Consider the following 24,530-nt stretch of genomic DNA (forward strand, 5'->3'; position numbering starts at 1 on the left):
ATCATGACCGCGCTGGCGTCTGCCGGGTCAGGCTGCCGCGATCTCCGGCAAATCGAAGACCAGCACTTCCGCCGCCTCGCCCTGCGCCAACGACACCTCCGGCTCATCGACCAGCATCAGCGCATCGCCACCCGCCAGCCGTTCACCGTTGACCGTCAACTCGCCGCGCACCACGTGCACATAGCTCTGACGCCCGGCCGCCAGCGCCAGCGAGGCATGTTCCTCGCCGTCCAGCAGCGTTGCGTAGATGAAGGCGTCCTGCTGCAGCGTGAGCGAGCCGTCGCGGCCATCCGGCGACAGGATCAGGCAAAGCCGGCCGCGCTTGTCCGCTTCGGTGAAATCCTTCTCCGCATAACGCGGCGTGAGATGGCGCTCGCGCGGGAAGAGCCAGATCTGCAGAAAGTGGACCGGCTCGCTCGACGAGTGGTTGAACTCGCTGTGCTCGACACCCGTACCGGTGGTCATGATCTGGACCCGGCCGGGGCCGATCGCGGAGCCGTTGCCCAGGGTATCGCGGTGGGCCAGCTCGCCGCCGAGAACATAGGAGAAGATCTCCATGTCCCGGTGGCCGTGCTGGCCGAAGCCCTGACCGGGCGCAACGCGATCCTCGTTGATCACGCGCAGGACGCTGAAGTGGACATGTTCGGGGTCGTGATAGCCGGCGAACGAGAACGAGTGAAAGCTCTTGAGCCAGCCGTGGTCGGCATAGCCGCGTTCGTGACCGCGTCGGATCGTTAACATCGTCGAACTCCTCTTCTCCGGGGCGCCGAATGCGGATCAGTCGGCGCGTGAGAGGAGTCTAGCGCGCAAGCGATCGAACAAAAGCGCGTATTTATGCGCGATCGCCTGCACAAAATCGAACGATGTCTCAGCGTGCCTCGGCGATGGCCGCTGCCAGCGTGCGGGTCAGCGCGAGCGCTCCTTCGACGCCCCCGGTCTCGAGCGCTTCCACCAGCGCGCTGCCGACCACCACGGCATCCGCCTGGCGTGCGACCGCGCCTGCCGTGGCCGCATCGCGAACGCCGAAGCCGACGGCCACCGGTAACGGCGTCTGCTGCCGCAAATGGGCGATGCCGGCAGCGAGCGCGTTCTCCGGTTCGCTGTCACGCCCTGGCTCAAGCCCTTTCTCAAGCACTTTCTCGGTCGAGGGGCGTTGGCCGCCGGTCACGCCGTTGTAAGCGATGCGATAGACGAAGCCGTTGCCCTGGGCCAGTAGTGTCGGCAGTCGCGCCGGCGGCGTGGTCGGTGCCACCAGTGGAATGCGGGCCAGGCCCAGATCGCGTGCCTGAGCGGTCAGCGCGGCGCCGTGCTCGGGTGGCAGGTCGACCAGAATCAGCCCATCGACCCCGGCGTCGGCCGCGGCTTCGAGAAAGCGCGTCTCGCCGAAGCGCTGAATCGGGTTGAGATAGCCCATCAGCACGATCGGCGTGTCGTCATCGTGACGACGGAAGGCGCGCACGTCCTCGAGCGTCCGCGCCAGCGTCTGCCCTGCGGCCAGCGCACGCTGTCCGGCGCGCTGAATGGCCACGCCGTCGGCCATAGGGTCGCTGAACGGCATGCCCAGCTCGATGATATCCGCCCCGGCCGCCGGCAGACTCTCGAGCAGGTGGCGGCCGGTGCCCGTCTCCGGGTCGCCGGCCATCGCGTAGGTAATCAGCCCGGCGCGCCGAGCCTGGCGTAGCGCTTCGAAGCGGCGTGTCAGGCGACTTTCTGACATGACGGTAGGAACGCTCATGAGCGGTTCTCCTCGGCGGGCAGGTGATCGATGAGGGTTTGCATGTCCTTGTCGCCGCGGCCGCTCAGGCACACCACGATCGAGGCATCGGCGCTGCGTGCAGCGGCCTGGCGCCCGGCTTCGTGCAAGGCATGCGCGGATTCGAGCGCCGGCAGGATGCCCTCCAGGCGGCAGCAGAGCGTTACCGCGGCCAGGGCCTCGTCGTCGTTCACGGCGATGTAGCGCGCGCGACCGCTGTCGTGGAGCCACGCGTGCTCGGGGCCGACCCCGGGGTAGTCGAGGCCCGCGGAGATCGAGTGAGCATCCTCTATCTGGCCGTCGTCGTCCTGCAGCAGATAGGTCCGATTGCCGTGCAGGATGCCTGGCGCGCCGCCGTTGAGACTCGCGGCATGACGGCCACTGGCCAGCCCTTCACCGCCGGCTTCGACGCCGATCAGTTCGACCGCATCGTCGAGAAACGGATGGAACAGCCCCATCGCGTTGGAGCCGCCGCCGACGCAGGCGATCAGCGTGTCGGGCAGACGCTCCGTGCGCGCCAGCATCTGCTCGCGGGTTTCGCGGCCGATGACCGATTGGAAGTCGCGCACCATGCGCGGATAGGGGGCCGGACCCGCGACGGTGCCGATGACATAAAAGGTGTCATCGACGCTGGCGACCCAGGCGCGCAGGGCCTCATTCATGGCGTCCTTGAGCGTCGCCGTGCCGCTGGTCACCGGCACCACCTCGGCGCCGAGCAGACGCATGCGCTGTACGTTGGGCTGCTGACGCGCGATATCCGTTGCGCCCATATAGATCTTGCACTGCATGCCGAGTCGGGCGGCGACGGTTGCCACGGCGACGCCGTGCATGCCGGCGCCGGTTTCGGCGATCAGCCGGTTGCGCCCCATGCGCCTGGCCAGCAGGGCCTGGCCGAGCGCATTGTTGATCTTGTGCGCGCCGGTATGATTCAAATCCTCACGCTTCAGGTAGATCCGGGCGCCGCCGAAATGGGCGCTCAGGCGCTCGGCAAAATAAAGCGGCGTGGCGCGGCCGACGTAGTCGCGCTGCAGATCGGCCAGACGTGTCTGAAAAGCGGGATCGGCGCGAGCCTCGTCGTAGGCGGCCTCGATCTCGCCGATCAGCGGCACCAGGGTTTCGGCCAGGTAGCGGCCGCCGTAGCGCTGGTCGCCGCTGCCGAAAAAGCCGTTGTCGTCGGGAAAGTCCGTCATGGCGGTCATCCTTATCGAAGGTCACTCGGCATCGAAGGTCACTCGGCGCCTCGGCGTGAGGGCGAGTCGATGGACGTAGACTAGGCCGTGTCGGCGCCGGAGAAAATCGATAAACTCTCTCTAATCTGTGAGAAAAACTCACATCCGATTGGAGAGGCCATCCGTCATGTCGAGTGCTGCAAGCCTGCCGCCGCTTAATGCGCTGCGAGCCTTCGAGGCGACTGCCCGTTGTGGCAGCGTGACCGCCGCCGCCGAAGAACTGCACGTGACCCACGGGGCGGTGAGCCGGCAGCTGCGCACGCTCGAGTCCCATTTCGGGACGGCGCTGTTCGAGCGCGTTGGCCGCGGGTTGACCCTGACCGCGCACGGACGAGAGCTGCAGCGCTCGGTCGGCGAGGCCTTCTCGCGCCTGAGCGAGGGCTGCGCGACGCTGAAACGGCGGCTCGACGAGGCGCCGTTCACACTGGCCTGTCCCGGCAGCCTGCTGGCGCGCTGGCTGATCCCGCGGCTCGATCGTCTCAACGCCGATCTGCCTGCGCTGCGCCTGCGGGTGATCTCCAGCGAGCATGAACTCGACCCGCGTCGCGACGACGTCGACGCCACGCTGCGCTTCGCCGCACCCCCCTGGCCGGCAGACCTGAGCGTGTTCACGCTGCGGCCCGAGCGTATCGTCGCCGTGGCGACGCCCGACGTCTGGCGGTCGACCCCGTCCGAGACGGCCGCCGACATGCTGGCGCATGGCACGCTGCTGGATACCGCCTCCCGTCCGCAGGCGTGGACGCAGTGGACCGACGCCATGGGTGTCGACCCCGAGACGCTGGCCGCGGCGCGCCAGCGAGGGCGAACCTTCGAGCACCTCTACTACCTGCTCGAGGCGGCACTTTCCGGATTGGGCGTGGCGATTGCCCCCGATGTCCTGGTCGCCGGCGAGATCGAACGCGGCCAACTGGTCGCGCCCTGGCCGGCAGTCGAGACCGGCGCGGCGCTGGGGCTCTGGCTGGCGCCCGGTGCCGACGAGCGGCGCGCTGGCGCGCTGGCGGCGTGGCTGAAACGGGAATTGTGAGGGGCCAATCGACACGCCTTGGCCGATGGGTGAGCGCCACCTTGAGGCCGTGAGCCGGCGGTATCAGCCGTCTCGCCGCGTGCTCTGCTCCTTCGCCTGCATGCGCTCCATGGCGCGACGATAGGAGCCGTTGCGCACCGCCCAGCGCACCACCGGCGCTAGCGTGCGGATCCCGCCACGTACCGCCCGGCGTTCGCGTGCCGACATTTCCAGGCCGAGCAGGGTCGCCGCCCACGGCGGTAGCAGGTCGATGCCGGCGCGCATGAACAGGGCGCCGGCAGGCTGGATGATCGGGCTCGGCGGCAGCGAGTGCAGCAGCACCTCGACCACGTCGCGGGTGCGCGTGTCGCAGACCAGAAAGCGACGCTGGCGCTCGAGATAGGCGTCGACCGCCGCGCGGCTGCGTGGCACGTCGCGGGCGCCGAGGGCTTCGGCGACGCGGGCGGTCTCGTCGAAGTAGCGATCCTGATCGGCCAGGCTCAGGCGCGGGTTGCGATAGCGCCGATGCGCAGCGAGAAAGCGGCTCATCTCGGCCACGTGGACCCAGGTCAGCAACTCGGGGTCGCTGGCGGCATAGGGAGTGCCGTCGGCGGCCTCGCCGACGACGCCTTCATGCACCTGGCGCACGCGCTGGAGAATCCGTTCGGCATCCTCCCGCGAGCCGAAGGTCGTCACGGCGATGAACTGGCTGGTGCGACGCAGCCGACCGATCATGTCCTGGCGGAAGTTGGAGTGGTCCCATACGCCGGCGAGTGCCAGCGGGTGCAGCATCTGCAGCAGCAGCGCGCTGATGCCGCCGCACATCATCGAGGTGAAATCGCCGTGAATCCGCCAGGCGACGGTTTCCGGCCCGAACAGCCCCGGATCGCCCTTGGGCTGTGTGTAGTCCACCCCGCCAAGCGTGCGGCCGGTCAGGTGGCTGATGCGCTGCTCGATGGCGTCGCGCAGGCGGGTCGGCGTCATGGGGTCGCTGCCGTCTCGTCAGGGGAGGAAAGGTCGCCATTGGCGAGCGGTACGCCTTGGCGTATGGCACGCGAAAATGTCCGACTGCCGGCCGCATAGGGCACGGCTTGGGCGCGGGGGTTGATATAGCCCCGCTCGCGCAGCACCTCGAGCGGCTGACGGGTATTCAGTCCGCCGACCTCGTAGACGTACTCGGGCAGATAGCCGGAGAGGATTAGGCGAATGTCCTTCGGCAGTCCCGACACGATCTTGTCGACCATATTGAACACGATGGTGGTGCAGTTGCTGGTGAGCGTGTTGTAGAACGCGGGCTCCTGCTGCAGGCGCTCGGCCTCTTCGAGATAGGCCAGAAACAGCTCGCGCCGCGCGGCTGCCGGCAGCCCCACGTTGTAGAGATAGACATCCTCGTGGCGCACATTGCTGCGCAGCCGCAGGATATCGTTCTCGTCGGCGGCGATCAGATTGACCTCGAACTGCTTGAAGAAGCCGCCGCTGATCGAGAAGGCCTCGTCGCGCTCGCGCCGTATCTCCACCGAGAAGGTCAGGTGGCGGCCGTCGTCGAAGCCAAAGCTGACCAGCGTGTGGGCGATGGCCGGTCCCATCCAGTAGGAGACGATCATGTCGACCGATGACAGCGCATCGAGATTGTAGTCGCGCGTCTCCCAGCGCGGTGTCGCGGTCTCCGGCGTCAGCCACGCGAAGTCGCGGACGTTGTGCAGCCGAACGCGATCCCCGTCACGCTCGAATGATAGCTGATGCGCCACATCCGGCGCCCAATCGCGGTCGTTGCTGGGCTCGAGGCGTTGCCACCAGGCCACGATAGCGATCAGCGCGGCGACAAACGTCAGCCGTAGCGCCAGGGCGAGGCGCGGGTAGCGCCGTCGCCATACCGGGGCCAGCAGTGCCGCCGAGCCGAGCAGCGCCCAGCCGATGATGGCGAGGAGCACGCCGGCGCGCGGCCCCGGCAGCGCGAAGTGCAGGGCCATGACACCCCAGGCCGTCGCCAGCCCGAGTCCGAGCGCGCGCAGGGCATGACTGAGTAGGACGAGTGCTCGACGCCAGAAGGGCGGCCGGATAGCGGACATGAGGATTCCCGAACGAAGAAGGCCGGCGTCGTCGACGTCGTCGCGACAGCCGATGGTGCCCCAGTGCCGCGCGCGAATAAAGCCTGGGCCGTTGCCGCCGATAAGCGATAGAACGTTATACTAAAGTCTAAATTCATGGGCCGCTGCCGGCGATTTGCGACTCATGGTGCCTGTCGCCGTCGCCGCCGACAGGCTATCGTGCCCCTGCAGCCACGACCTGGAGACACCGAGATTTCCGATTCGCTCTCCCACTCCCTGCGCCGACTCTGGACGCTCGACAAGTTCGCCTACAGTTTTCGCGTCTTCCTCGCGTTCAGCGGTGCCATTGCCCTGAGCTGGTCGCTGGACCAGATCGCGCTGGCGATCCCCCTTTTCCTCGGCATCATTGCCAGCGCGCTCTCGGAAACCGATGACAACTGGGAGGGGCGAGTTCGCGCTCTGCTGGTCACGCTGCTCTGCTTTCTTGTCGCCTCCGCCTCGGTGGAGCTGCTCTTCCCCTGGCCCTGGCTGTTTGCACCCGGCCTGGCGATCTCCGCCTTCCTCTTCATCATGCTCGGGGCGGTCGAGCAGCGTTATGCCACCATCGCCTCGGCGACTCTGATTCTCTCTGTCTACTCGATGATCAATATCGAGCAGCACGGCGGTACCACCGGCGACAGCTTCTGGCGCCAGCCCCTGCTGCTGGTGGGGGGGGCCGCCTGGTACGGGCTGATCTCGGTGATCTGGTGTGCGCTCTTTTCGCGCCAGCCGGTCAAGCAGAGCATGGCGCAGCTCTATCGCGAGCTGGGCGAGTATCTGATCATCAAGGCGACGCTGTTCGAGCCGCTGCGCGGTGTCGACGTCGAGGCGCGCCGGGTGGCGCTGGCGCGCCAGAACGGGCGCGTGGTGACCGCACTCAACCAGGCCAAGGAGATGATCTTTCGGCGCCTGGAAGGCCAGCGCGGCAACCGCAAGCTCAATCGCTACCTGCGGCTCTACTTCATTGCCCAGGATATCCACGAGCGGGTCAGTGCCTCCCACTATCCCTACTCCGCACTGACCGAGACCTTTTTCCACCATGACGTGCTGTTTCGCTGCCAGCGACTGCTCGATCAGCAGGGTAGCGCCTGCAAGCGTCTCGGCAAGGCACTGCTGCTGCGCCAGCCGTTCGATCACAGCCTGAGCGAGCAAGCGCTGGAGGATCTGCGCGCCTCGATCGTCTACCTGCGAGCGCAGCGCAATCCGGCGTGGACGCCCCTGCTACGCTCGCTGCAGGCGCTCGCGCGCAATCTGGCGACGCTCGAGAACCAGCTCTCCAGCGCCCACAATCCCGACGCGGTGGCCGACGAGAAGGACGCCAGCCTGTTCAACCGCTCGCCGCGCAGTTTCAAGGATGCCTGTGAGCGCGTTCGGCTCAACCTGACCCCCGGCTCGCCGACCTTTCGTCACGCCCTGCGCCTGCCGCTCGCGCTGCTGGTAGGCTACGGCGTGCTGCACCTGGTGCATCCGACCCAGGGCTACTGGATCTTGCTGACCACGCTATTTGTCTGTCGGCCCAACTTCGGGGCGACGCGGCGCTTTCTGCGCCAGCGCATTATCGGCACGGTCGCGGGGCTGGTCGTTGGCTGGGCGCTGATCAGCCTCTTCGTCGACCCGCTGCTGCAGTCGTTGATCTCGGTGGTTGCCGGGGTGGTCTTCTTTGCCAACCGCGAGAAGCGCTACGTCATCGCGACTGCCGCGATCACCACGCTGGTGCTGACCAGCTTCAATCAGATCGGCGACGGCTTCGATCTGATCCTGCCGCGGCTGATCGATACCCTGATCGGGGCCGTGATCTCGGGGCTGGCCGTCTTCTTTATCCTGCCCGACTGGCAGGGGCGGCGGCTCAACAAGGTGGCTGCCACGGCGCTCGTCAACAGCACGCACTACCTGCGCGAGATCATTCACCAGTACGAGGCTGGCAAGCAGGACGATCTGGCCTACCGGCTGGCGCGTCGCAATGCCCACAATGCCGATGCCGCGCTCTCGACCGTCCTCTCGAACATGCTTCAGGAGCCCGGCCACTACCGCAAGAAAGACGCCGACGACGGTTTTCGCTTCCTGGTCGTGTCGCACACGCTGCTGGGCTATCTCTCGGCACTGGGTGCCCACCGTGGCACGCTGACGCCGAGCGAGGCGGACGCCGAGATCTATGCCGCGGCGCGGCGCGTGGCCGACGGTTTCGAGTCGATTGCCAACGCGCTGCAGACTCGCCAGCCGGTCCCGGCGCTGGAGAGCGAGCAGAGTGCCTTGATGGCGATTTTCGAGCAGGAGCCTGCCAGTGCCCAGGACGACGGCGACGACGAGCGCCGCGTCATCCAGAACCAGCTGTTACACATCAGCCGCCAGCTCGTTCCCATGCGCGAGGCGGCCGAGCGGTTGGTGAAGACGACGGCTGCCTCGGCAACGGCTGCAGAGCAGGTCGTGTCGAAGTGATAAGTGTAAGATACACAAAGACACTCAATTAACTGTCAGTAAATATAGTGTTACTGGAGATGTCGCGTAATTGTGTTTTTATCTCTCTAGGATAAAACTTTTTTCAATGCGCTTTTCTCCATGTCCGAGATACTGGCTACCGAACACGTCGAGTTTGTCGAGAGCAGGCAGTGTAACTATTTGCTCCTGGACCCGATTCTGCAGGATCCGCAAGGGCTAAACGCGACGCCGGGTGGGCTGAAGCAGTGGGTCGAGCAAAAGCCGCTGGCCGGCATGCTGGTGACGGACCCCAGTGGCGCCAGAAGCCCCAAGCACGCCTTGCGGGTCATGACGTTCGGGCAGGATCCGGCGTTGGCTCAGCAGAGTGAAGCCTGGGCCCAAGACCCCAACGTTCGGCATGCTTCCCTGTGCGGTTGGCTTGAAAGCCCGCAGCCGCTCTTCGCGATTGCGCGACATCTCCAGCGCGCTGTCCTTCAGAAGAATCCCGCCGGCAAGAACGTGATTCTGCGGTTCCATGATCCCCGTGTCATGAATCACCTGCTGACGATTCTGACGCCGGCCCAGTGGAGTGTGCTCCTGGGGCCGATCAAACAGTGGATCTTCGTGGATCACAACGGGAAGCTGAAGCGACTTCGTCATCCCGGCGTCTGGCAGCGCCAGCTCGACCTGAGTGCCGCGCAGATGGCTGCCATCGCTCGCATCGAATTGATCAATCGGTGTCTGGAGGCCTGGAAACGCGAGCAATCCGGCGTCGTGCTGCCGGATGACGCCAACGCGATCCTCGACCGCCATCTCGAGCGCGCCGAGCGATATGGTATCCGGGATCAGGCCAGTCAGATTGCCTTTGCCCTCCAGGGCGCCTGGACGCGGCCCGACTTTTACCGCCACCCCCTGATACAGAACGCCCTGCGGCAACTGGCTCAGTCGCAACAGCGCTATATCACACTGACTGATACTCTGAACGAGGCGGATTGGCAGAGACTTGCCAGCAGCCCGGAGGAAGATCTCGAGGAATCCCTGACATGAGCTCTGCCAACCCCGCCAACGCGAATACCGCGGCTCGAGAAAGCAACTGCCCGGGCACGGCATCGGGAGATTGTCGCTACTGCCAACGGCCGAAGGGTATCCCGATCCTGCCCGTTCGCTATAGCGTGTGCCGGATCGACGACAACCCCAACCTGCGGCCCTTGCCCGAGGATCGCGTGTCGGCGTTTACGCAGATTGGGCTCGACAAGCAGAAAGTCGACGGCGTCGAACAAACGAAGGCGCCGGTCAACCAGTACATCCTGCGCCGACTCAGGCAGGGCTATCTCTACGTTTACGACGAGGGAAATGGTGACTGGTATGGCTTTGCGGTGGCCTCCACCGGCGAACTGCAGCAGTTTCCGGTCGCGGAACCCCCGGATGAGCCACCCGGGGATTTCGCCTGTGTGCATGAAGGCCACAGCGACAAGGCATCCTTCTTCACGCTGACCAACGCCGAGTCGGTGACCCGCGTCTTCCTCGCCTATACCGAACACGCCTGGCCCCGGGCGCATTTGCGGGAAAAAGGCAACGACGCTGCCTGGCGAGAGCAGCACATGCAGTGCCTGGATGCCGCTGCCTGGGTGGCGTCACAGCAAGCCCGCCACGCCTTTCCCAAGGAGGCGATAGAGCAATACCTGCCCGAGCTCGGTGAGTCTGAAGCCGTCTATCAAGCGAGTTGCCACTACAGCGGCGTCGGCTCGAGACGTGTCGCGCAGTGCGACGGGGCGCCGGGGCTGGTCAGATGCATGGTCGATAGCGCCGGCAGCCTGCCCGACAGCGTGCCGCTGATGTTCGCTATGAATGACGAGGTCGGCATCATCGAAGAGCTGAATGCCTACCGCCATGAGCCCGCGCAGCGGATGCAGGATTTTCTCGAACAGGGTGACAACGCGCGCAAGGTGCTCTGGCTCTCGGCGCGGGAGCGCCTGAAAAACGGCTTCGACGCCAGCGAGGCGGAGAAAAGACGGCAAATTGAAGAGAGCACGGCGCCTCGGATCGAACGCGAGAACGATGAAGCCCGCAGAATTACCGAAACACGCCATCGCAATTTTCAGAGAGCCATCGATAACGCCGAATCGGACGAAGAGCGTGCTCGCCTGCGCGAAGAGCGAGATCAGTACGATGCGCTTTATGCCGATGGCTACACTCACCTCAAGGGCGGTGAGTGGGAGCGACAGGATCAGCTGGCCACGCTCGACCGACATTCGGACAAGCTGGAAGAGGAGTTCGAGGAGCTTTATCGGGATGAAGCCGACGGCTTCGAAAGCGATTATATCGACCTGCGAGATAGCTGCTCGAAGCAGACCAAGCGGTTCGATGCGGACTACGCCCGCTGGGTGGATCAGCATCTCGAAAGATGTGTGTCCCGCTACAGCGATAGCGACCTGCACCACGGTATCGGCGTCTCGTCGATCATCGCCGATACGCTGCAGGGTGGCATTCTGGGCGAGGACAGCCTCGCGCTATGGCGCAAGCTGGTCGAGCTCGACGACAAGCATGCGCTATTGATCCGGGCGTTCGCCGCCAATCTGGCGTCTCTCGGCGAGCAACTGCTGGAAGCGATCCGCAAGGTCGACACCGAGCAGGATGCGCTCGACCGCATGACGCTCGGCAACTGGTTCAACCTCTACAACCTGGCTCGCACCTCGAGCGTCAATTTCCGCGATCTCGACACCACGCGCCGCACCATGGCCAAGGCGTGGCGGAATCTGCAGAACGTGGTCAGTGACGTGAGTGTCGCCTTGGGAATGCGGGATCAGGCGCTCAGCCGAGGGTCGGCACAGGCCAACACCGTGCCGATGATTCGCCTGGGTCGCTTGCTGCAGATCGGCGCCATGGGAGACCCGGACGCGCCGGATTGGCAAAGCCGCGCTTCCTATCTGGTCGAGCTGGATATCGAGGTGGGTGAATATCGCGATATGGTGCGCTACGTCGCCGAAAACAGCGGCGAGCCGAAACTCACGAAGAACGATGCTTACCAGTTCGTCGATCCGGAGATCGACACGCCGAATCGCAGCGGCAACTTCGCCTCGGTCGACGGAGAGGACTCCGCCCGCGTCCGGATTCTCTGGCAGGTCCGGGAAACGGAGCTCGACCGTCTCGCCGGCTATCTGGATTGCGAGCGCGTCAGGAATGGTGGCAGCTTCCTGCATGTGCGGGTCGAGGATGGCATGGCCCGTGAGCTGGCTCGTCAGAAGGTCAGCGCGCTGAAAAGCGCCAGTCCGGCGCTCACTGGCGTGGCGAGGCTCTTCCTGGTCATGGGCGTGATCGAGGCGCTGCGCTCGGCCAATGCCAACGACTGGCAACCGGAGAGCTGGTGGAAACTGCTGTCACCGACGTTGGCCATCGCCAGTCTCGGTGCCGGCATGGCCTCGGGGCGCTACGAGCGCCGGGCGGCCAGGCAGGGCATCGCCGCTGCCAATCAATCCCTGGAGACCGCCAGCCGACTGGCGCGCTTCGGCCAGATCGCCGGCGCCGTCGGTAACGTGATCGGCATTATCGACGCCTTCAGTATGCTGGCAGATGCGGAGAAGGCCGAACGGCAAGGGGAGCTCTCGCAGTTCACGGACAATATGTACCTGCTGGTGGGCGTCAACGTCGCCGGCGCGGTCGTCGGGCTCATCTTCTCGAGTGCGCTGGTCGTGCCGCTGCTGATCACCCTGTTCGCGATCTGGATTGCCGGTCAGATCATTCACTACGTGCCGCTGGGGATTCGCGTCTGGGTGCGACGCAGCATCTTCGGCGTTCCGGGTCGCCAGGAAGCCCCCTTCGCCTCGCTGGAAGAAGAGCAGGAATCGCTGGAGATGGTGATTCGTGGGATTTCCGTGGATATCGACGTGATTCAGCGGTGGCGGCGTATCGAAGATGCGGGGCCCATTGCGGCGTTCGAGCAAGCCGATCATCAGGGGGAAGAGCCTTATTATGTTAATATGAAAATCAACCTCCCTAAGCGTATTGAATCCGATATAGATGTTGAATTTGTTCAAATTTCTAACTCGGCACCTATAGCGATAGGCCAGTTCTCTATCCTCGATTCTGAAGATGAACCCCGGTTGGCTGAAGAAACGTCTTCTGATCGACTTAAGCGTGGGGATGAAAAAAACTTACGTCCTAGTCTAACTATCGAGGATAATGGCATCCTTGTGGCTTGGAATGCAGATCTAAAGGGTTTTCCGGAAAAAGTTCGGCTTGCTTTGGTTTATCGTTCTAACAGTAATTTCTCAGGAGCAAGAGATGTTTTTGAAATCAATCTATAAAAACCTGTCTTTCCCCTTGTTTTTTTTGGTCCTTTTAGTACTTCCTTTTTGTGCAAAAGCTTCGGTGTCTGACCTAGAAAACCGCTTTGAGGAATATGGTCAACAAGGGTTAGTAGGAAAAGCAGAACATCAAGATGCCTATTCGCAATATATACTGGGGCATGCTTATCTGAATGGCTATGGTGATCTAGAGGTTGATTATCCCAAAGCATATCAATGGTTTGAAAGCGCAGCTGAAAATGGCAGCGACGAAGCCTACTACTATATGGGTTTAATGCTCGCCTATGGCCGCGGAGTTGATAGAGATGTCGAGCAAGGCATGCTCTATATAGAAAAATCTGCGGAGAGTGGAGTGTTGGAGGCTCAGAAAGATATAGCCGAAGCATATATGGTAGGGATAAATGGCGACGTTAGCGTAGTGAACGAAAGTAAGGCCGCATATTGGAGCGGGGTCTTGGCGGATAATGGCGATCCTTTAGCAATGCAGAGAATGAGCATCTTTTATAAGTTTGGGCGAGGTGTTGAAAAAAATGAAAATGAAGCTTTTAAATGGATCAGCCGGGCAGTTGATAAAGACTACATTCTAGCTTTTGATCAAGCAGGCGACTTTTACGCCCAAGGCATTGGCACTGAACAGGATCTGGTTCGCGCCTACATGATGTATGACCTCGGCGGCACGGCATCATCCGGTAAAAAGGCGGAGCTGGCGGAGCAGATGACTCAGGCGCAGATCGACGAAGCGGTTTCACTGTCGCGCCAATGGCAGGAAGAGCACAACAGCTATCGCCCCAGCTATCACGGCCTGGAAGCTCAGGGTAGCGACGGTCACTACGAGTATCACTGATCGATTTCTCTCATCCGGTAATCCCTCCGATTTCGATTATCACCGGCCTTTAGGGCCGGTGCGACCATGGCTCGGCAAACGTTTGGTATGCCAGGGCGGTAGCCATTTCTGTCAGATAACTCTGATTGTGTTCACCGACACTGGCCATCGCCAGTCTCGGTGCCGGCATGGCCTCGGGGCGCTATGAGCGCCGGGCGGCCAGGCAGGGCATCGCCGCTGCCCATCAATCCCTGGAGACCGCCAGCCGACTGGCGCGCTTCGGCCAGATCGCCGGCGCCGTCGGTAACGTGATCGGCATCATCGACGCCTTCAGTATGCTGGCGGATGCGGAGAAGGCCGAGCGGAAAGGGGAGCTCTCACAGTTCACGGACAATATGTATCTGCTGGTTGGCGTCAACGTCGCCGGCGCGGTCGTCGGGCTCATCTTCTCGAGTGTGGTCATACCACTACTGATCAGCCTGTTCGCGATCTGGATTGCCGGTCAGATCATTCACTACGTGCCGCTGGGGATTCGCGTCTGGGTGCGACGCAGCATCTTCGGCGTTCCGGGTCGCCAGGAAGCCCCCTTCGCCTCGCTGGAAGAAGAGCAGGAATCGCTGGAGATGGTGATTCGAGGGATATCGGTGGATATCGACGTGATTCAGCGGTGGCGGCGTATTGAAAATGCCGGGCCGTTTGCGGCATTTGAGCAAGCCGATCATCCGGGGGAGGAGCCCTATACTGCTAGGATAAAATTGCTTGTGCCAAAGTTGGAAACATCTATTCTAAAGGTCGATTTTTTACAGGTCAGCGATGGCATGACTGAGCTGTTGAAAAAGGTAAAGATCATCGAGCACCGGCAAGAAGATGGTTCGGTTACACTGCCAGAATCAACTGTGGTAGATGAAATTCGAGAAGGTGAACCTAAAGCACCTAGTGATGATGGGTTTTTATATCCTGACTATGAATCAGGGCGAGGTGAACTGGCTGTATCCTGTGACCTGTTAGGTTTTCCTGAAACATTAGTGATTCGGATGGTGCTAGTTGGCGAGCGCGTAGGTTCTGGGTGTCGAGACGAGTTGAGTGTGTCAGTAGATTAGGGGTGGTCTATGTTTTTGAGAAAAATAATAGCGATTATTGTTGTTTTTTTTCTTGGGATCAGTTGTTTTGCGATTTCCGAAACCCGCTCGGACGACGTGAATTCTCATGCGATAGAAAGCTTGGAGAACGAGTCTGAGGACGGCAATGGTGAATCTAGCTATACGTTGGCAATGGCGTATTTTCGTGGAAGCGAGGGCCTAGATAAAAATGTAGGGAGAGCATGCGAACTTTTTGAGCGGGCTTTTGAGCAAGGCTATAAGCCAGGAGGGTTTTATGCCGGTTTGATGTATTTTAATGGTTACGGTGTAGATGAAAATGTAGAAAAAGGGATTCGCCTGATGTCGGAAGCCGGCGAGTCTGGCTATTTGAGAGCCCAAGTAGAGCTAGCGAAGATATACTATTTTTCCAGAGGGCATGAGGAAGTAAAAGACTACGAAAAAGCTGCGTATTGGTTTTCTAAAGCTGCTAGGTCTGGTGATGGTTTGTCTATGCTTAATCTGTCTCAAATGTATTTAAATGGTCGAGGGTTAGAAGGAAATCAAGAAGAAGCTTTTTATTGGATACAGAAAGCAGTAAATGAAGAAGCGGCTACATCATTTGGAGTGGCCGGCGACTTCTATGCCCAAGGCATCGGCACCGAACAGGATCTGGTTCGCGCCTACATGATGTACGACCTCGGCGGCACGGCGTCATCCGATAAAAAGGCGGAGCTGGCGGAGCAGATGACCCAGGCGCAGATCGACGAAGCGGTTTCGCTGTCGCGCCAATGGCAGGAAGAACATAACAGCTATCGCCCCAGTTACCACGGCCTGGAAGCCCAGGGCAGCGACGGTCACTACGAGTATCATTGAGCTTTGTCTGACAAGCGCCCGAACTCGCCCATACGGCGTTAAAAATCGGCTGGAGCGCCAGCTCGGTCAAGAGGCTCATTTACACCCCGTAGATTCCGCGCACTCACCGATTTTTGCCTTGTCTGGCCTTCCTTCGTCGACTTCTGAGACAGCGCCTAGGCGCTGTCGATCTATACCTGCCCGTAGCGCCCCGCCTCGTCACCCAGCCAGCGGCGCATGAGCGGCTGGGCGGCGTCCGGGGCCTCTTCCAGCAGGGCCTGAGCGAGCGCGGTGACGGTGTCGAGCAGGTCGCGATCGCGTTCGAGATCGGCGATCTTCATCTGTGCCAGGCCGGTCTGGCGGGTGCCGAGCACTTCGCCGGGACCGCGCAGTTCGAGGTCCTTCTCGGCGACCTTGAAGCCGTCGGTGGTGTCGCGCAGGATGCCGAGCCGCTCACGCGAGTGATGCGACAGGGGCGGGTGGTAAAGCAGTACGCAATAGCTGTCGACGCTGCCGCGCCCGACGCGACCGCGGAGCTGGTGGAGCTGCGAGAGCCCGAGGCGCTCCGGATTCTCGATGATCATCAGGCTGGCGTTGGGGACGTCGACACCAACCTCGATCACGGTGGTCGCGACCAGCAGGTCCAGCTCGCCAGCCTTGAACGCGTCCATGACCTCACCTTTTTCCGCGGCCTTCATGCGCCCGTGGACCAGCCCGACGTTGAGTTCCGGCAGGGCTTCGACGAGCGTGTCGCGGGTGACTTCGGCCGCCTGGCAGGTGAGCGCTTCCGATTCCTCGATCAGGGTGCAGACCCAGTAGGCCTGCCGGCCCTCGGCACAGGCGTTGCGGATACGCTGGATCACCTCCGGGCGGCGCTCGTCGGGCACGGCTACGGTCTGCACCGGCGTACGCCCCGGCGGCAGCTCGTCGATCACCGAGAGATCGAGATCGGCGTAGGCGCTCATCGCCAGCGTGCGCGGGATCGGCGTGGCGGTCATGATCAGCTGGTGCGGCGTGAGCCCGCCGGCTTCTCCCTTCTGACGCAGCGCCAGACGCTGGTGTACACCGAAGCGATGCTGCTCGTCGATCACCGCGAGCCCCAGCTTGTGGAAGTGGACATCCGCCTGGAACAGGGCGTGCGTGCCGACCGCCACCTGGACGCGCCCGTCGGCCATGGCGGCCTTGGCATCCAGCCGGGCCTTGCCCTTGAGCTTGCCGGCGAGCCAGCCGACCTCGATACCGAGCGGTTCGAGCCAGGTGCGGAACTGGCGAAAGTGCTGCTCGGCCAGAATCTCGGTGGGCGCCATCACGGCGGCCTGGCAGCCGCCGGCGACGGCGTTGAGGACGGCCATGGCGGCAACCACCGTCTTGCCGGCGCCGACATCGCCCTGCACCAGCCGCAGCATCGGGACTTCGCGCTCCAGATCGCGACCGATCTCGTCGAGCACGCGTTGCTGGGCGCGGGTCAGCGAAAACGGCAGCTGGGTCAGAAAACGTGCCTGTAGATGACTCGCGGCGGCGAGCGCCGGGGCGCCGTCGGTCTGAATGCGCAGGCGTACCTGCCGCAGGCTCAGCTGATGCGCCAGCAACTCCTCGAGTGCCAGCCGCCGCTGCGCCGGGTGGCGGCCGTCGGCCAGCCGCTCCTGGGGGGCGTCCGGCGGCGGTTCGTGCAGGTAGCGCAGGGACTCGATCAGGCCCGGCAGGCGGAAGCGACCGCGCAGTGGCTCGGGAATCCAGTCGGGCAGTGAAGCCGGGTCGTCCGCCAGGCGCTTCAACGCCTGCTGGATCAGCGCGCGCAGGCGGGGTTGCGCCAACCCTTCCGTCGCAGGGTAGATCGGCGTCAGGTGTTCCTCGACCGGGGCGCTGTCGGTTTGTATCAGACGGTATTCCGGGTGATAGATCTCGAGCCCGGTGCTGCCGGCCCGCGCCTCGCCGAAACAGCGCACGATGGTGCCCTTCACGAACTGCTGCTGCTGCGCGGGAGAGAAGTGAAAGAAACGCAGACTGAGAATGCCGGAGCCATCCTTGAGCCGAACCAGCAGGCTGCGCCGCCGCCCGCGAATGACATCGGCCGCACTGACCTCGCCCTCGACCACGGCCTCGGTGCCGGCGCGCAGCGTGCCGATCGGCGTGATTCGGGTGCGATCCTGGTAGCGCAGCGGCAGGTGGAACAGCAGATCGGCGACGCGCTCGATCTGCAACCTGGCCAGCTTTCCGGCGAGCGCCTCGCCGATGCCGGAGAGCGCGGTGACGGGGTCATCGAGGCTCATGCGGCCTCGACGTCGCTATCCTGAATCTTGTCGATCGCCTGAATCAGGGCGTCGATCGCCTTGGGCCTGGGGAAGCTGGCACGCCAGGCGAGCGCCACGCTGCGCGTCGGCACATCGCCCCGGAAGGGCCGGCTCTCCAGCAGGCCGCCCTCGTAGTGGCCGGTGCCGATGGCCAGCTTTGGCAGCACCGTGATGCCGAGGCCGGAAGCGACCATGTGGCGGATGGTCTCGAGCGAGCCGCCTTCGGCGATCAGCGTATTCTGCGGATTGTTCAGCTGGGCGCTGATCGCCGGGCAGGCTTCCAGAATCTGATCGCGGAAGCAGTGACCCTCGCCCAGCAGCAGCAGGCGTTCGCTGAGCAGGTCTTCCTTGTCGATGGCCGCCCGCGACGTCCAGGGGTGGTCGGCGGGCAGTAGCACTTCGAAAGGCTCCTCGTAGAGGGTCTTGGTGACCACGTCCGACTCGTTGAACGGCAGTGCGACGAAGATGGCGTCGAGCTCGCCGTTGCGCAGCTTGCGCCGCAGCACGCCGGTGAAGCTCTCCTCGATGTAGAGCGGCATCTGCGGCGCGAGTTTCGACAGCGCCGGGATCAGGTGCGGGAAGAGATAGGGCCCGATGGTGTATATCGCCCCGATACGCAGCGGGCTGATCAACTGGTCCTTGCCTTCGGTGGCCATTTCGCGGATCAGCGTCGCCTGCTCGAGCACCCGATGCGCCTGTTCGACGATGCGCTCGCCCAGCGGCGTGACCTGCACCGTGGACTTGGAGCGTTCGAACAGCGCGATACCGAGCTCTTCCTCGAGTTTTTTGACAGCGACCGAGAGCGTTGGCTGAGAAACGAAGCAGCGCTCGGCGGCGCGGCCGAAGTGACGCTCCTGCGCCAAGGTTACGATGTAGCGGAGTTCTGTTAGAGTCATGAGGTGGGACCGAAAGGCTCCCTGTCGCACAAAAAAAGGACGTGATTCTCGAGGTTACTGGCGTCTTCACGAACGATTCGTGAAAGGCCGACAAGGCAGTGGCCGGAGCATGCGATGTCCGTCTCTACCGGGCGCGATTGACAGGCAGTCAATGCGTCTCTCGACAGGGATATCGAGGCTCTCGGATCCGGTACGGCCGGCACCGACGTCATCAGGATGACGTCCTCTGCCTTCGCACCGCGCCTTGTCCGCACGCTCATCATCAAGGACGTTTTACCAAGAGGCTAGGGAAAGGTGAAGAAAACGACGTTAATTCTCGGCTGCGGTGACATCGGCACCCGGCTCGGAAGACAGTTGGTCGAGGCCGGTCATCGGGTGATCGGTGCGCGCCGCAATGTGGCCGCGCTCGAGGGTACCGGCATCGAGGCGGTTGCGCTGGATGTGAACGACGACGCGGCGCTCGCCGAGCTGCCCGATGTCGACATCATCGTCTACGCGGTGACCGCGGACCGATTCGAGGAGTCGGCCTACGAGGCTGCCTATCCACAGGGGCTGCAGGCGGTGATCAAGGCCTTCGAGACGCGTGATCGCGTGCCCGAACGCGTCTTTTTCGTCTCCTCGACCAGTGTCTACGGTCAGCAGGGCGGCGAGACGGTCGACGAGACCTCGCCAACCGAGCCCAACGGCTTCTCCGGCACGCTGATGCTCCAGGCGGAGCAGACGCTGCTCGCGCATGAGCTGCCGGGCACCGTGGTGCGCTTCTCCGGCATCTACGGCCCCGGGCGCGATCGTCTGATCCGACAGGTCGGCGAGGGCCGGATCGCCGCCGCGACGCCGCCGATGTACTCCAACCGCATCCATCGGGATGACTGTGCCGGTGTCCTGGCTCACCTGATCCAGCGCGTGCTGAACGGTGAGCCGATCGATGCCGTCTATCTTGCCAGCGACTGCGAGTCGGCGCCGCTGCACGAGGTGATGCAGTGGATCGCGGGGCGCATCAAGGTCGAGCCCAGCGATGTCATCCAGTCGCCACTGCGGCGTCGCTCGAGCAAGCGCTGCCACAATGCGCGCCTGCTCGCGTCCGGCTACACCTTCCAATATCCCACCTTCCGTGAAGGCTACGAGGATGTTCTCGCCCAGGGCGGCTTCCTGAAACCCGAGAAAGCCAAGGCCTGACGCCGAATCGCAGCGGCCAATCGCCGTCGGGTGCTCAGTCGCGGTCGTGTGCCATCGGGGCACGACTGCGACCCAGGGTCCGGTAGCGCGAACCGGCTTCGCCCGGCGTCGATACCACGAGCGTCAGTCGACCGAAAGGCCAGCGCACGGGGTGTTCCAGGCGGTAGTCCGGCGCGGGGCGTTCGGCACCCCGAACCAGACTGACGTGCGGAATGAATTTGCGCGGCGGGGTGAAGCCGTGAGCGGCGAGCGTGCGCCACAGGGCATCATGCCATTGCATCAGCGCAGCCGGGATATCCCCGCCGGCCCAGACGATGCGTGGCCCGGGGAAGTGTCCAAGGCGGTCGAGTCTCCACTCGCCGGCCGGGGGGCTCCAGTCGGCCGTCAGGTGGCGAAGCGTGGCTTGCCGGGCGTCATCGACCCGACCCAGAAAGGCGAGGGTGATATGCAGGTTGTCGGCGGGCAGCGGTGCGCCACCGCATACCGGCGCCAGGCGGGCCGCCTCGGCAGCCAGTGCCCGACGGCTGTCAGCGTCGGGCCACAGGGCCAGGAAGAGTCGGGACATGGCATCGCGCCCGGTGACACGCCGCGGCGTGTCACCGCGGGTGTCGCTGGCGCTGTCAGTCGCCGATGACCATCACGGCTTCTGCCTCGACCTGGCTACCCTTGGGCAGCTGGCGGACGCCGACGGCGGCACGGGCGGGATACGGCGCCTGAAAGAACTCTTCCATGACCCGATTGACCACGGCAAAGTTGTCGAGGTCGGTCAGGTAGAGGTTGAGCTTGACGATATCCTGCAGCGAACCGGCGGCCTCGCGGCAGACGGCGGCGAGATTGGTGAAGACCTGACGCGCCTGCGCTTCGAAATCCTGCGAAACGATCTCCATGCTCTCCGGGTCCAGCGGAATCTGACCCGACAGATAGACCGTGTTGCCCGACTTGATCGCCTGCGAGTAGGGGCCGATGGCGGCCGGCGCATTGTCGGTATTGATCACGGCTTTGTTGCTCATAGCGTACCCTCCAGCGTTAGTTGTCTAATTTTTTTCGATGATCGCCGTTTCAGCCTGTCGGCGATATGAAAAAAACGACGCCCTGCCGCGGTTGCCGCGGCAGGGCAGTCATGTCGAATCAGTTTCGGGCGCGGACGATGCGGCCGATATGGTTCAGATTGCGCAGGCGCTTGATGATCCGCGCCAGATGGATGCGACCCTTGACCAGAATGGTCAGGTTGACGATCGACAGGCGCGCGTCGCGCTCTTCGATGCCGATGCGTTCGATGTTGGCATCGGCATCGGTTATCAGGCTCGCGAGCTCGGCGATCAGGCCGCGCCGGGTTTCCACCTCGATGCGCAGTGGCACCGGGAAGTCCTGGTCGATCTGCTTCGACCAGCTCAGCGAGACCAGCTTGTCGGGATCGTCGCGCAACTCCTCGAGGTTACCACAGTCGTGCCGGTGGACGACGATTCCCTTGCCGATCGACAAGTGCCCGATCACCGGGTCGCCGGGGAGCGGGTGACAGCAGCGGGCGAAGCTGATCGCCATGCTCTCGGAGCCGTTGATCACGATCGGCCCATTGTGCGGCGAAGTCGTCGTGGTCTCTGCGCTGCTCTTGTCGTCGCCGGTCAGCGCGTTGTCCACCAGACGGCGTGCGGTGGCGTGCGCCAGTCGCGTGCCCAGGCCGATAGTCTCGAGCAGGTCGTCCTCGCTCTTCAGGTCGAGCTCTTCCAGCAGCGCCGCGAGGCGGCTGGTCGGCAGATTCTCCAGGCTAGTCTCGAAACCGCCAAGGGCGCGATTGAGCAGGCGCCGGCCGAGCTGGATAGCTTCGCTGCGCTGCTGATTCTTGAGCGCATGGCGGATGGCCGAGCGCGCCTTGGCGGTGACCACGAAGTTGAGCCAGGCGAGATTCGGCCGTGCGCCCGGTGCGGTGATGATCTCCAGCGTCTGGCCACTCTCCAGTGGTGTCGACAGCGGCGCCAGATGGCGATCGATGCGGCAGGCAATGCAGCTGTTGCCGATATCGGTGTGCACGCTGTAGGCGAAGTCGACCGCCGTCGCCCCCTGTGGCAGCTCCATGATGTCGCCCTTGGGGGTGAAGACGTAGACATCATCCGGGAACAGGTCGTTCTTGACGTGCTCGATGAACTCCAGCGAATCGCCGGCGTGGCGCTGCATCTCGAGTAGCCCCCGCACCCATTCGCGGGCGCGGGCATGGCTGCCGACGGCGATCGGCCGCTCGGTCTGGCCCGCCTTGTAGAGCCAGTGGGCGGCGATGCCATTGTTGGCCATCGCTTCCATCTCGCGGGTGCGGATCTGCACCTCGATCGGCATGCCGCTGGGGCCGAACAGCGTCGTGTGCAGGCTCTGGTAACCGTTCGCCTTGGGGATCGCGATGTAGTCCTTGAAGCGCCCGGGGACCGGTTTGTAGAGGTTGTGCACCGCGCCAAGGATGCGATAGCAGTTGTCGACGCTGTCGGTGATGATGCGGAAGCCGAACACGTCCATGATCTCGGCGAACGGCTTGCGCTGGTCGTGCATCTTGCGATAGATCGACAGCAGGTGCTTCTGGCGACCGACCACGCTGCCGACCAGGTCGTCCTCGTCGAGGCGACGCTGCAGGCTGTCCTGAATCTGGCGCATGGTCGAACGGCGATTGCCGCGTGCCCGGGCCACCGCGCGCTTGATGCGCTCGGCGCGCATCGGGTGGATCGCCTGGAAGGAGAGATCCTCGAGCTCGACGCGAATGGTGTTGATGCCCAGCCGGCCGGCGATACGGGCGTAGATCTCCAGCGTCTCGCGGGCGATGCGGCGCTTCTTGTCCGGGCGCAGCGCGCCGAGCGTGCGCATGTTGTGCAGACGATCGGCGAGCTTGACGATGATCACGCGGATGTCCTGCGACATCGCCATGACCATCTTCTGGAAGTTTTCGGCCTGGGCGACCGCCTTGTCCTCGAAGGTGATCTGGGTCAGCTTCGAGACGCCGTCGACCAGTTCCGCGACCGCTTCGCCGAACTGTGCCGCCAGCGCATCCTTGGTAATGCCGGTGTCCTCGATCACATCGTGCAACATCGCGGCCATCAGGCTCTGATGGTCCATGTGCATGTTGGCGAGGATATTGGCGACGGCGAGCGGATGGGTGACGTAGGGTTCGCCGGAGCGGCGACTCTGGCCGTCGTGGGCCTGTTCGGCGTAATAGAAGGCGCGCCTGACCTGCTGGATCTCGTCGCTGGGAAGATAGCCGCCGAGACGATCGGCCAGATCATCGATGGTGAACATGCAGCGCGCCTATGGTGAAGACCTGTCCGCAGGTGGGAAGACCTATTCGCAGGAACCCGCCGGCCGGCGTCGAGGCCGCCGGCGGACTCCGTGCTTCAGATATCGAAGTCCTGGCTCGGCTCGGGGCGCGGGCGCGGCGGTGCGGCTTCGACCGGCTCGTCCAGGATGCTGTCGTCGATCTGACCAGTGGCAATCTCGCGCAGCGCCATCACGGTCGGCTTGTCGTTTTCCCACGGCAGCAGTGCGTCGCGAGAGCCGCGGGAGAGCTGACGTGCACGCTGGGAGGAGATCATCACCAGCTTGAAACGGTTCTCGATGTGGTCCAGACAATCTTCAACGGTCACTCGTGCCATGGTGAAAGCCCTGCTGCGAAAGTGAGGAAAACGGCCGCCATACTGCCATTTTCGGGTTTATGCGGGACCGTACAGTCTACGGTAGCGCTCGCGCTGCTGACAAGCATTCCGCCGGCGTTCAGGCCGGGCCGTGAAGCAGCTCCTGGATCAGCGTCGCATGACGCCGTTGGACGCTGTCGAGTCGCGAGCGACGCGCGTGCACGATGCATTCGAGCTCGGTCAGGGCGTGTTCGAAGCTGTCGTTGATCACCACATGCTCGTACTCGTCGTAGTGCGACATCTCGCTGACTGCATCGCGCATGCGCCGTTCGATGACCGTGTCGTCGTCGGTACCGCGTCCGGCGAGCCGCTCGCGCAGTGCCGCCTGGGAAGGCGGCAGGATGAAAATCGATTCGGCGTCCGGAGCCAGCTCGCGGATCTGGCGGGCACCCTGCCAATCGATCTCCAGGATGATGTCTTCACCCAGCGCCAGACGCTTCTCCACCTCGACCCGCGACGTGCCGTAGTGGCGGTCGAAGACCCGCGCGTGCTCGAAGAACTCGCCGCGTTCCACCATCGCCTCGAACGTCTCCGGCGTCACGAAATGGTAATTGACGCCATCGGCCTCGCCCGGACGCATGGCCCGCGTGGTGTGGGAGACCGAGACGCCGATGGCGTCGTTGCGTTCCAGCAGCGCGCGAACCAGGCTCGTCTTGCCGGCGCCGGAGGGGGCAGAAACGATGTAGAGCGTGCCCCGCGCGCCGGCAGTTGCCGGCGTCGGGGATGTCGAGAAAGCGTGCGACATGACAGGACGACCGTTCGGGAATGCGTGAAGCCCGACAGTATGCCATGAAACGCGCTCACCGTGGGCGATCCGACCCCTCCCGACCATTTTCGCCATCCTGGCAGGATGAGGGATTTAAGGCAGTGTCATCAGTCGCAGTTTGCTAGGTATTTCCTATCCGCGGTCTCAGCGGAAAACGCGAAAGTTTTGTTTCCCAATGTTGATAAGGAAAC

The 24,530-nt window shown here is 63.3% G+C and carries 20 protein-coding genes; 8 read left to right on the top strand and 12 right to left on the bottom strand.

The annotated features are described in order from the left end of the window. Positions 1–27 precede the first annotated feature (27 nt). The 3 genes from MC381_RS01110 to trpB form a co-directional block, all read right to left on the bottom strand. Complete coding sequence (locus MC381_RS01110; RefSeq protein ID WP_251975875.1) at positions 28–741, bottom strand: pirin family protein; 714 nt, start codon at positions 739–741, stop codon at positions 28–30. A 127-nt stretch (positions 742–868) separates the two neighbouring features. Continuing rightward, complete coding sequence (trpA, locus tag MC381_RS01115; protein WP_251975876.1) at positions 869–1,735, bottom strand: tryptophan synthase subunit alpha; 867 nt, start codon at positions 1,733–1,735, stop codon at positions 869–871. After that, a complete protein-coding gene (trpB, locus tag MC381_RS01120) occupies positions 1,732–2,952 on the bottom strand; it encodes a tryptophan synthase subunit beta (RefSeq protein WP_251975877.1) in 1,221 nt (406 codons plus the stop codon). Before trpB ends, trpA begins: the two co-directional genes overlap by 4 nt. Before the next feature lie 157 nt (positions 2,953–3,109). On the opposite strand from trpB, the gene MC381_RS01125 reads away from it, so the two are divergent. Continuing rightward, on the top strand, positions 3,110–4,006 hold the full coding sequence (locus MC381_RS01125; RefSeq protein WP_251975878.1) for a LysR family transcriptional regulator: 897 nt from the start codon (positions 3,110–3,112) through the stop codon (positions 4,004–4,006). Between the two features lie 63 nt (positions 4,007–4,069). Here the strand turns inward: MC381_RS01125 and MC381_RS01130 are convergent, their stop codons facing one another. Together MC381_RS01130 and MC381_RS01135 are read right to left on the bottom strand one after the other, a co-directional pair. Continuing rightward, positions 4,070–4,969, bottom strand: a complete 900-nt coding sequence (locus tag MC381_RS01130; RefSeq protein ID WP_251975879.1) for an oxygenase MpaB family protein — start codon at positions 4,967–4,969, stop codon at positions 4,070–4,072. Further along, the gene (locus MC381_RS01135) at positions 4,966–6,054 is read right to left on the bottom strand and encodes an Lnb N-terminal periplasmic domain-containing protein (RefSeq protein WP_251975880.1); all 1,089 of its coding nucleotides are present in this window, start codon (positions 6,052–6,054) and stop codon (positions 4,966–4,968) included. Before MC381_RS01135 ends, MC381_RS01130 begins: the two co-directional genes overlap by 4 nt. A 198-nt stretch (positions 6,055–6,252) precedes the next feature. On the opposite strand from MC381_RS01135, the gene yccS reads away from it, so the two are divergent. The 6 genes from yccS (at position 6,253) to MC381_RS01165 (ending at position 15,566) form a co-directional block, all read left to right on the top strand. Continuing rightward, positions 6,253–8,508, top strand: coding sequence for a YccS family putative transporter (gene yccS, locus MC381_RS01140; RefSeq protein WP_251975881.1), 2,256 nt, complete (start codon positions 6,253–6,255; stop codon positions 8,506–8,508). Between the two features lie 120 nt (positions 8,509–8,628). Further along, complete coding sequence (locus MC381_RS01145) at positions 8,629–9,534, top strand: DUF4123 domain-containing protein (RefSeq protein ID WP_251975882.1); 906 nt, start codon at positions 8,629–8,631, stop codon at positions 9,532–9,534. After that, complete coding sequence (locus MC381_RS01150; RefSeq protein ID WP_251975883.1) at positions 9,531–12,791, top strand: T6SS effector BTH_I2691 family protein; 3,261 nt, start codon at positions 9,531–9,533, stop codon at positions 12,789–12,791. The genes MC381_RS01145 and MC381_RS01150 overlap by 4 nt, the downstream gene beginning before the upstream one ends. Next, the gene (locus tag MC381_RS01155) at positions 12,769–13,635 is read left to right on the top strand and encodes a tetratricopeptide repeat protein (protein ID WP_251975884.1); all 867 of its coding nucleotides are present in this window, start codon (positions 12,769–12,771) and stop codon (positions 13,633–13,635) included. Before MC381_RS01150 ends, MC381_RS01155 begins: the two co-directional genes overlap by 23 nt. Before the next feature lie 167 nt (positions 13,636–13,802). Continuing rightward, positions 13,803–14,714 (top strand): hypothetical protein, encoded by a 912-nt coding sequence (locus MC381_RS01160; protein WP_251975885.1) that lies wholly within the window; start codon positions 13,803–13,805, stop codon positions 14,712–14,714. A gap of 9 nt (positions 14,715–14,723) precedes the next feature. After that, a complete protein-coding gene (locus MC381_RS01165; RefSeq protein ID WP_251975886.1) occupies positions 14,724–15,566 on the top strand; it encodes a tetratricopeptide repeat protein in 843 nt (280 codons plus the stop codon). 170 nt (positions 15,567–15,736) lie between these two features. Here the strand turns inward: MC381_RS01165 and recG are convergent, their stop codons facing one another. Then, complete coding sequence (recG, locus tag MC381_RS01170; protein WP_251975887.1) at positions 15,737–17,815, bottom strand: ATP-dependent DNA helicase RecG; 2,079 nt, start codon at positions 17,813–17,815, stop codon at positions 15,737–15,739. Further along, positions 17,812–18,732 (bottom strand): hydrogen peroxide-inducible genes activator, encoded by a 921-nt coding sequence (locus MC381_RS01175; RefSeq protein ID WP_251975888.1) that lies wholly within the window; start codon positions 18,730–18,732, stop codon positions 17,812–17,814. The genes recG and MC381_RS01175 overlap by 4 nt, the downstream gene beginning before the upstream one ends. A 294-nt stretch (positions 18,733–19,026) precedes the next feature. On the opposite strand from MC381_RS01175, the gene MC381_RS01180 reads away from it, so the two are divergent. Further along, on the top strand, positions 19,027–19,908 hold the full coding sequence (locus MC381_RS01180; RefSeq protein WP_251975889.1) for an SDR family oxidoreductase: 882 nt from the start codon (positions 19,027–19,029) through the stop codon (positions 19,906–19,908). A gap of 34 nt (positions 19,909–19,942) precedes the next feature. Here MC381_RS01180 and thpR read toward each other — a convergent pair whose 3' ends face one another. The 5 genes from thpR to gmk form a co-directional block, all read right to left on the bottom strand. Beyond that, positions 19,943–20,473, bottom strand: a complete 531-nt coding sequence (gene thpR / locus MC381_RS01185) for an RNA 2',3'-cyclic phosphodiesterase (RefSeq protein WP_251975890.1) — start codon at positions 20,471–20,473, stop codon at positions 19,943–19,945. A 55-nt stretch (positions 20,474–20,528) separates the two neighbouring features. Next, positions 20,529–20,918: a deaminase RidA gene (ridA, locus tag MC381_RS01190; protein ID WP_251975891.1), complete on the bottom strand. Its 390-nt coding sequence runs from the start codon at positions 20,916–20,918 to the stop codon at positions 20,529–20,531. A gap of 118 nt (positions 20,919–21,036) precedes the next feature. Then, positions 21,037–23,181 carry a bifunctional GTP diphosphokinase/guanosine-3',5'-bis pyrophosphate 3'-pyrophosphohydrolase gene (spoT, locus tag MC381_RS01195; protein ID WP_251975892.1) on the bottom strand — a complete coding sequence of 715 codons (2,145 nt, stop codon included), beginning with the start codon at positions 23,179–23,181 and terminating at the stop codon, positions 21,037–21,039. A 95-nt stretch (positions 23,182–23,276) separates the two neighbouring features. Further along, positions 23,277–23,534, bottom strand: coding sequence for a DNA-directed RNA polymerase subunit omega (gene rpoZ / locus MC381_RS01200; RefSeq protein WP_251975893.1), 258 nt, complete (start codon positions 23,532–23,534; stop codon positions 23,277–23,279). Positions 23,535–23,652: 118 nt separating this feature from the next. Beyond that, positions 23,653–24,318 carry a guanylate kinase gene (gene gmk / locus MC381_RS01205; RefSeq protein ID WP_251975894.1) on the bottom strand — a complete coding sequence of 222 codons (666 nt, stop codon included), beginning with the start codon at positions 24,316–24,318 and terminating at the stop codon, positions 23,653–23,655. Between the last annotated feature and the right edge of the window lie 212 nt (positions 24,319–24,530).

It is taken from the genome of Salinicola avicenniae, assembly GCF_023736115.1.
Lineage (GTDB): Bacteria > Pseudomonadota > Gammaproteobacteria > Pseudomonadales > Halomonadaceae > Salinicola > Salinicola avicenniae.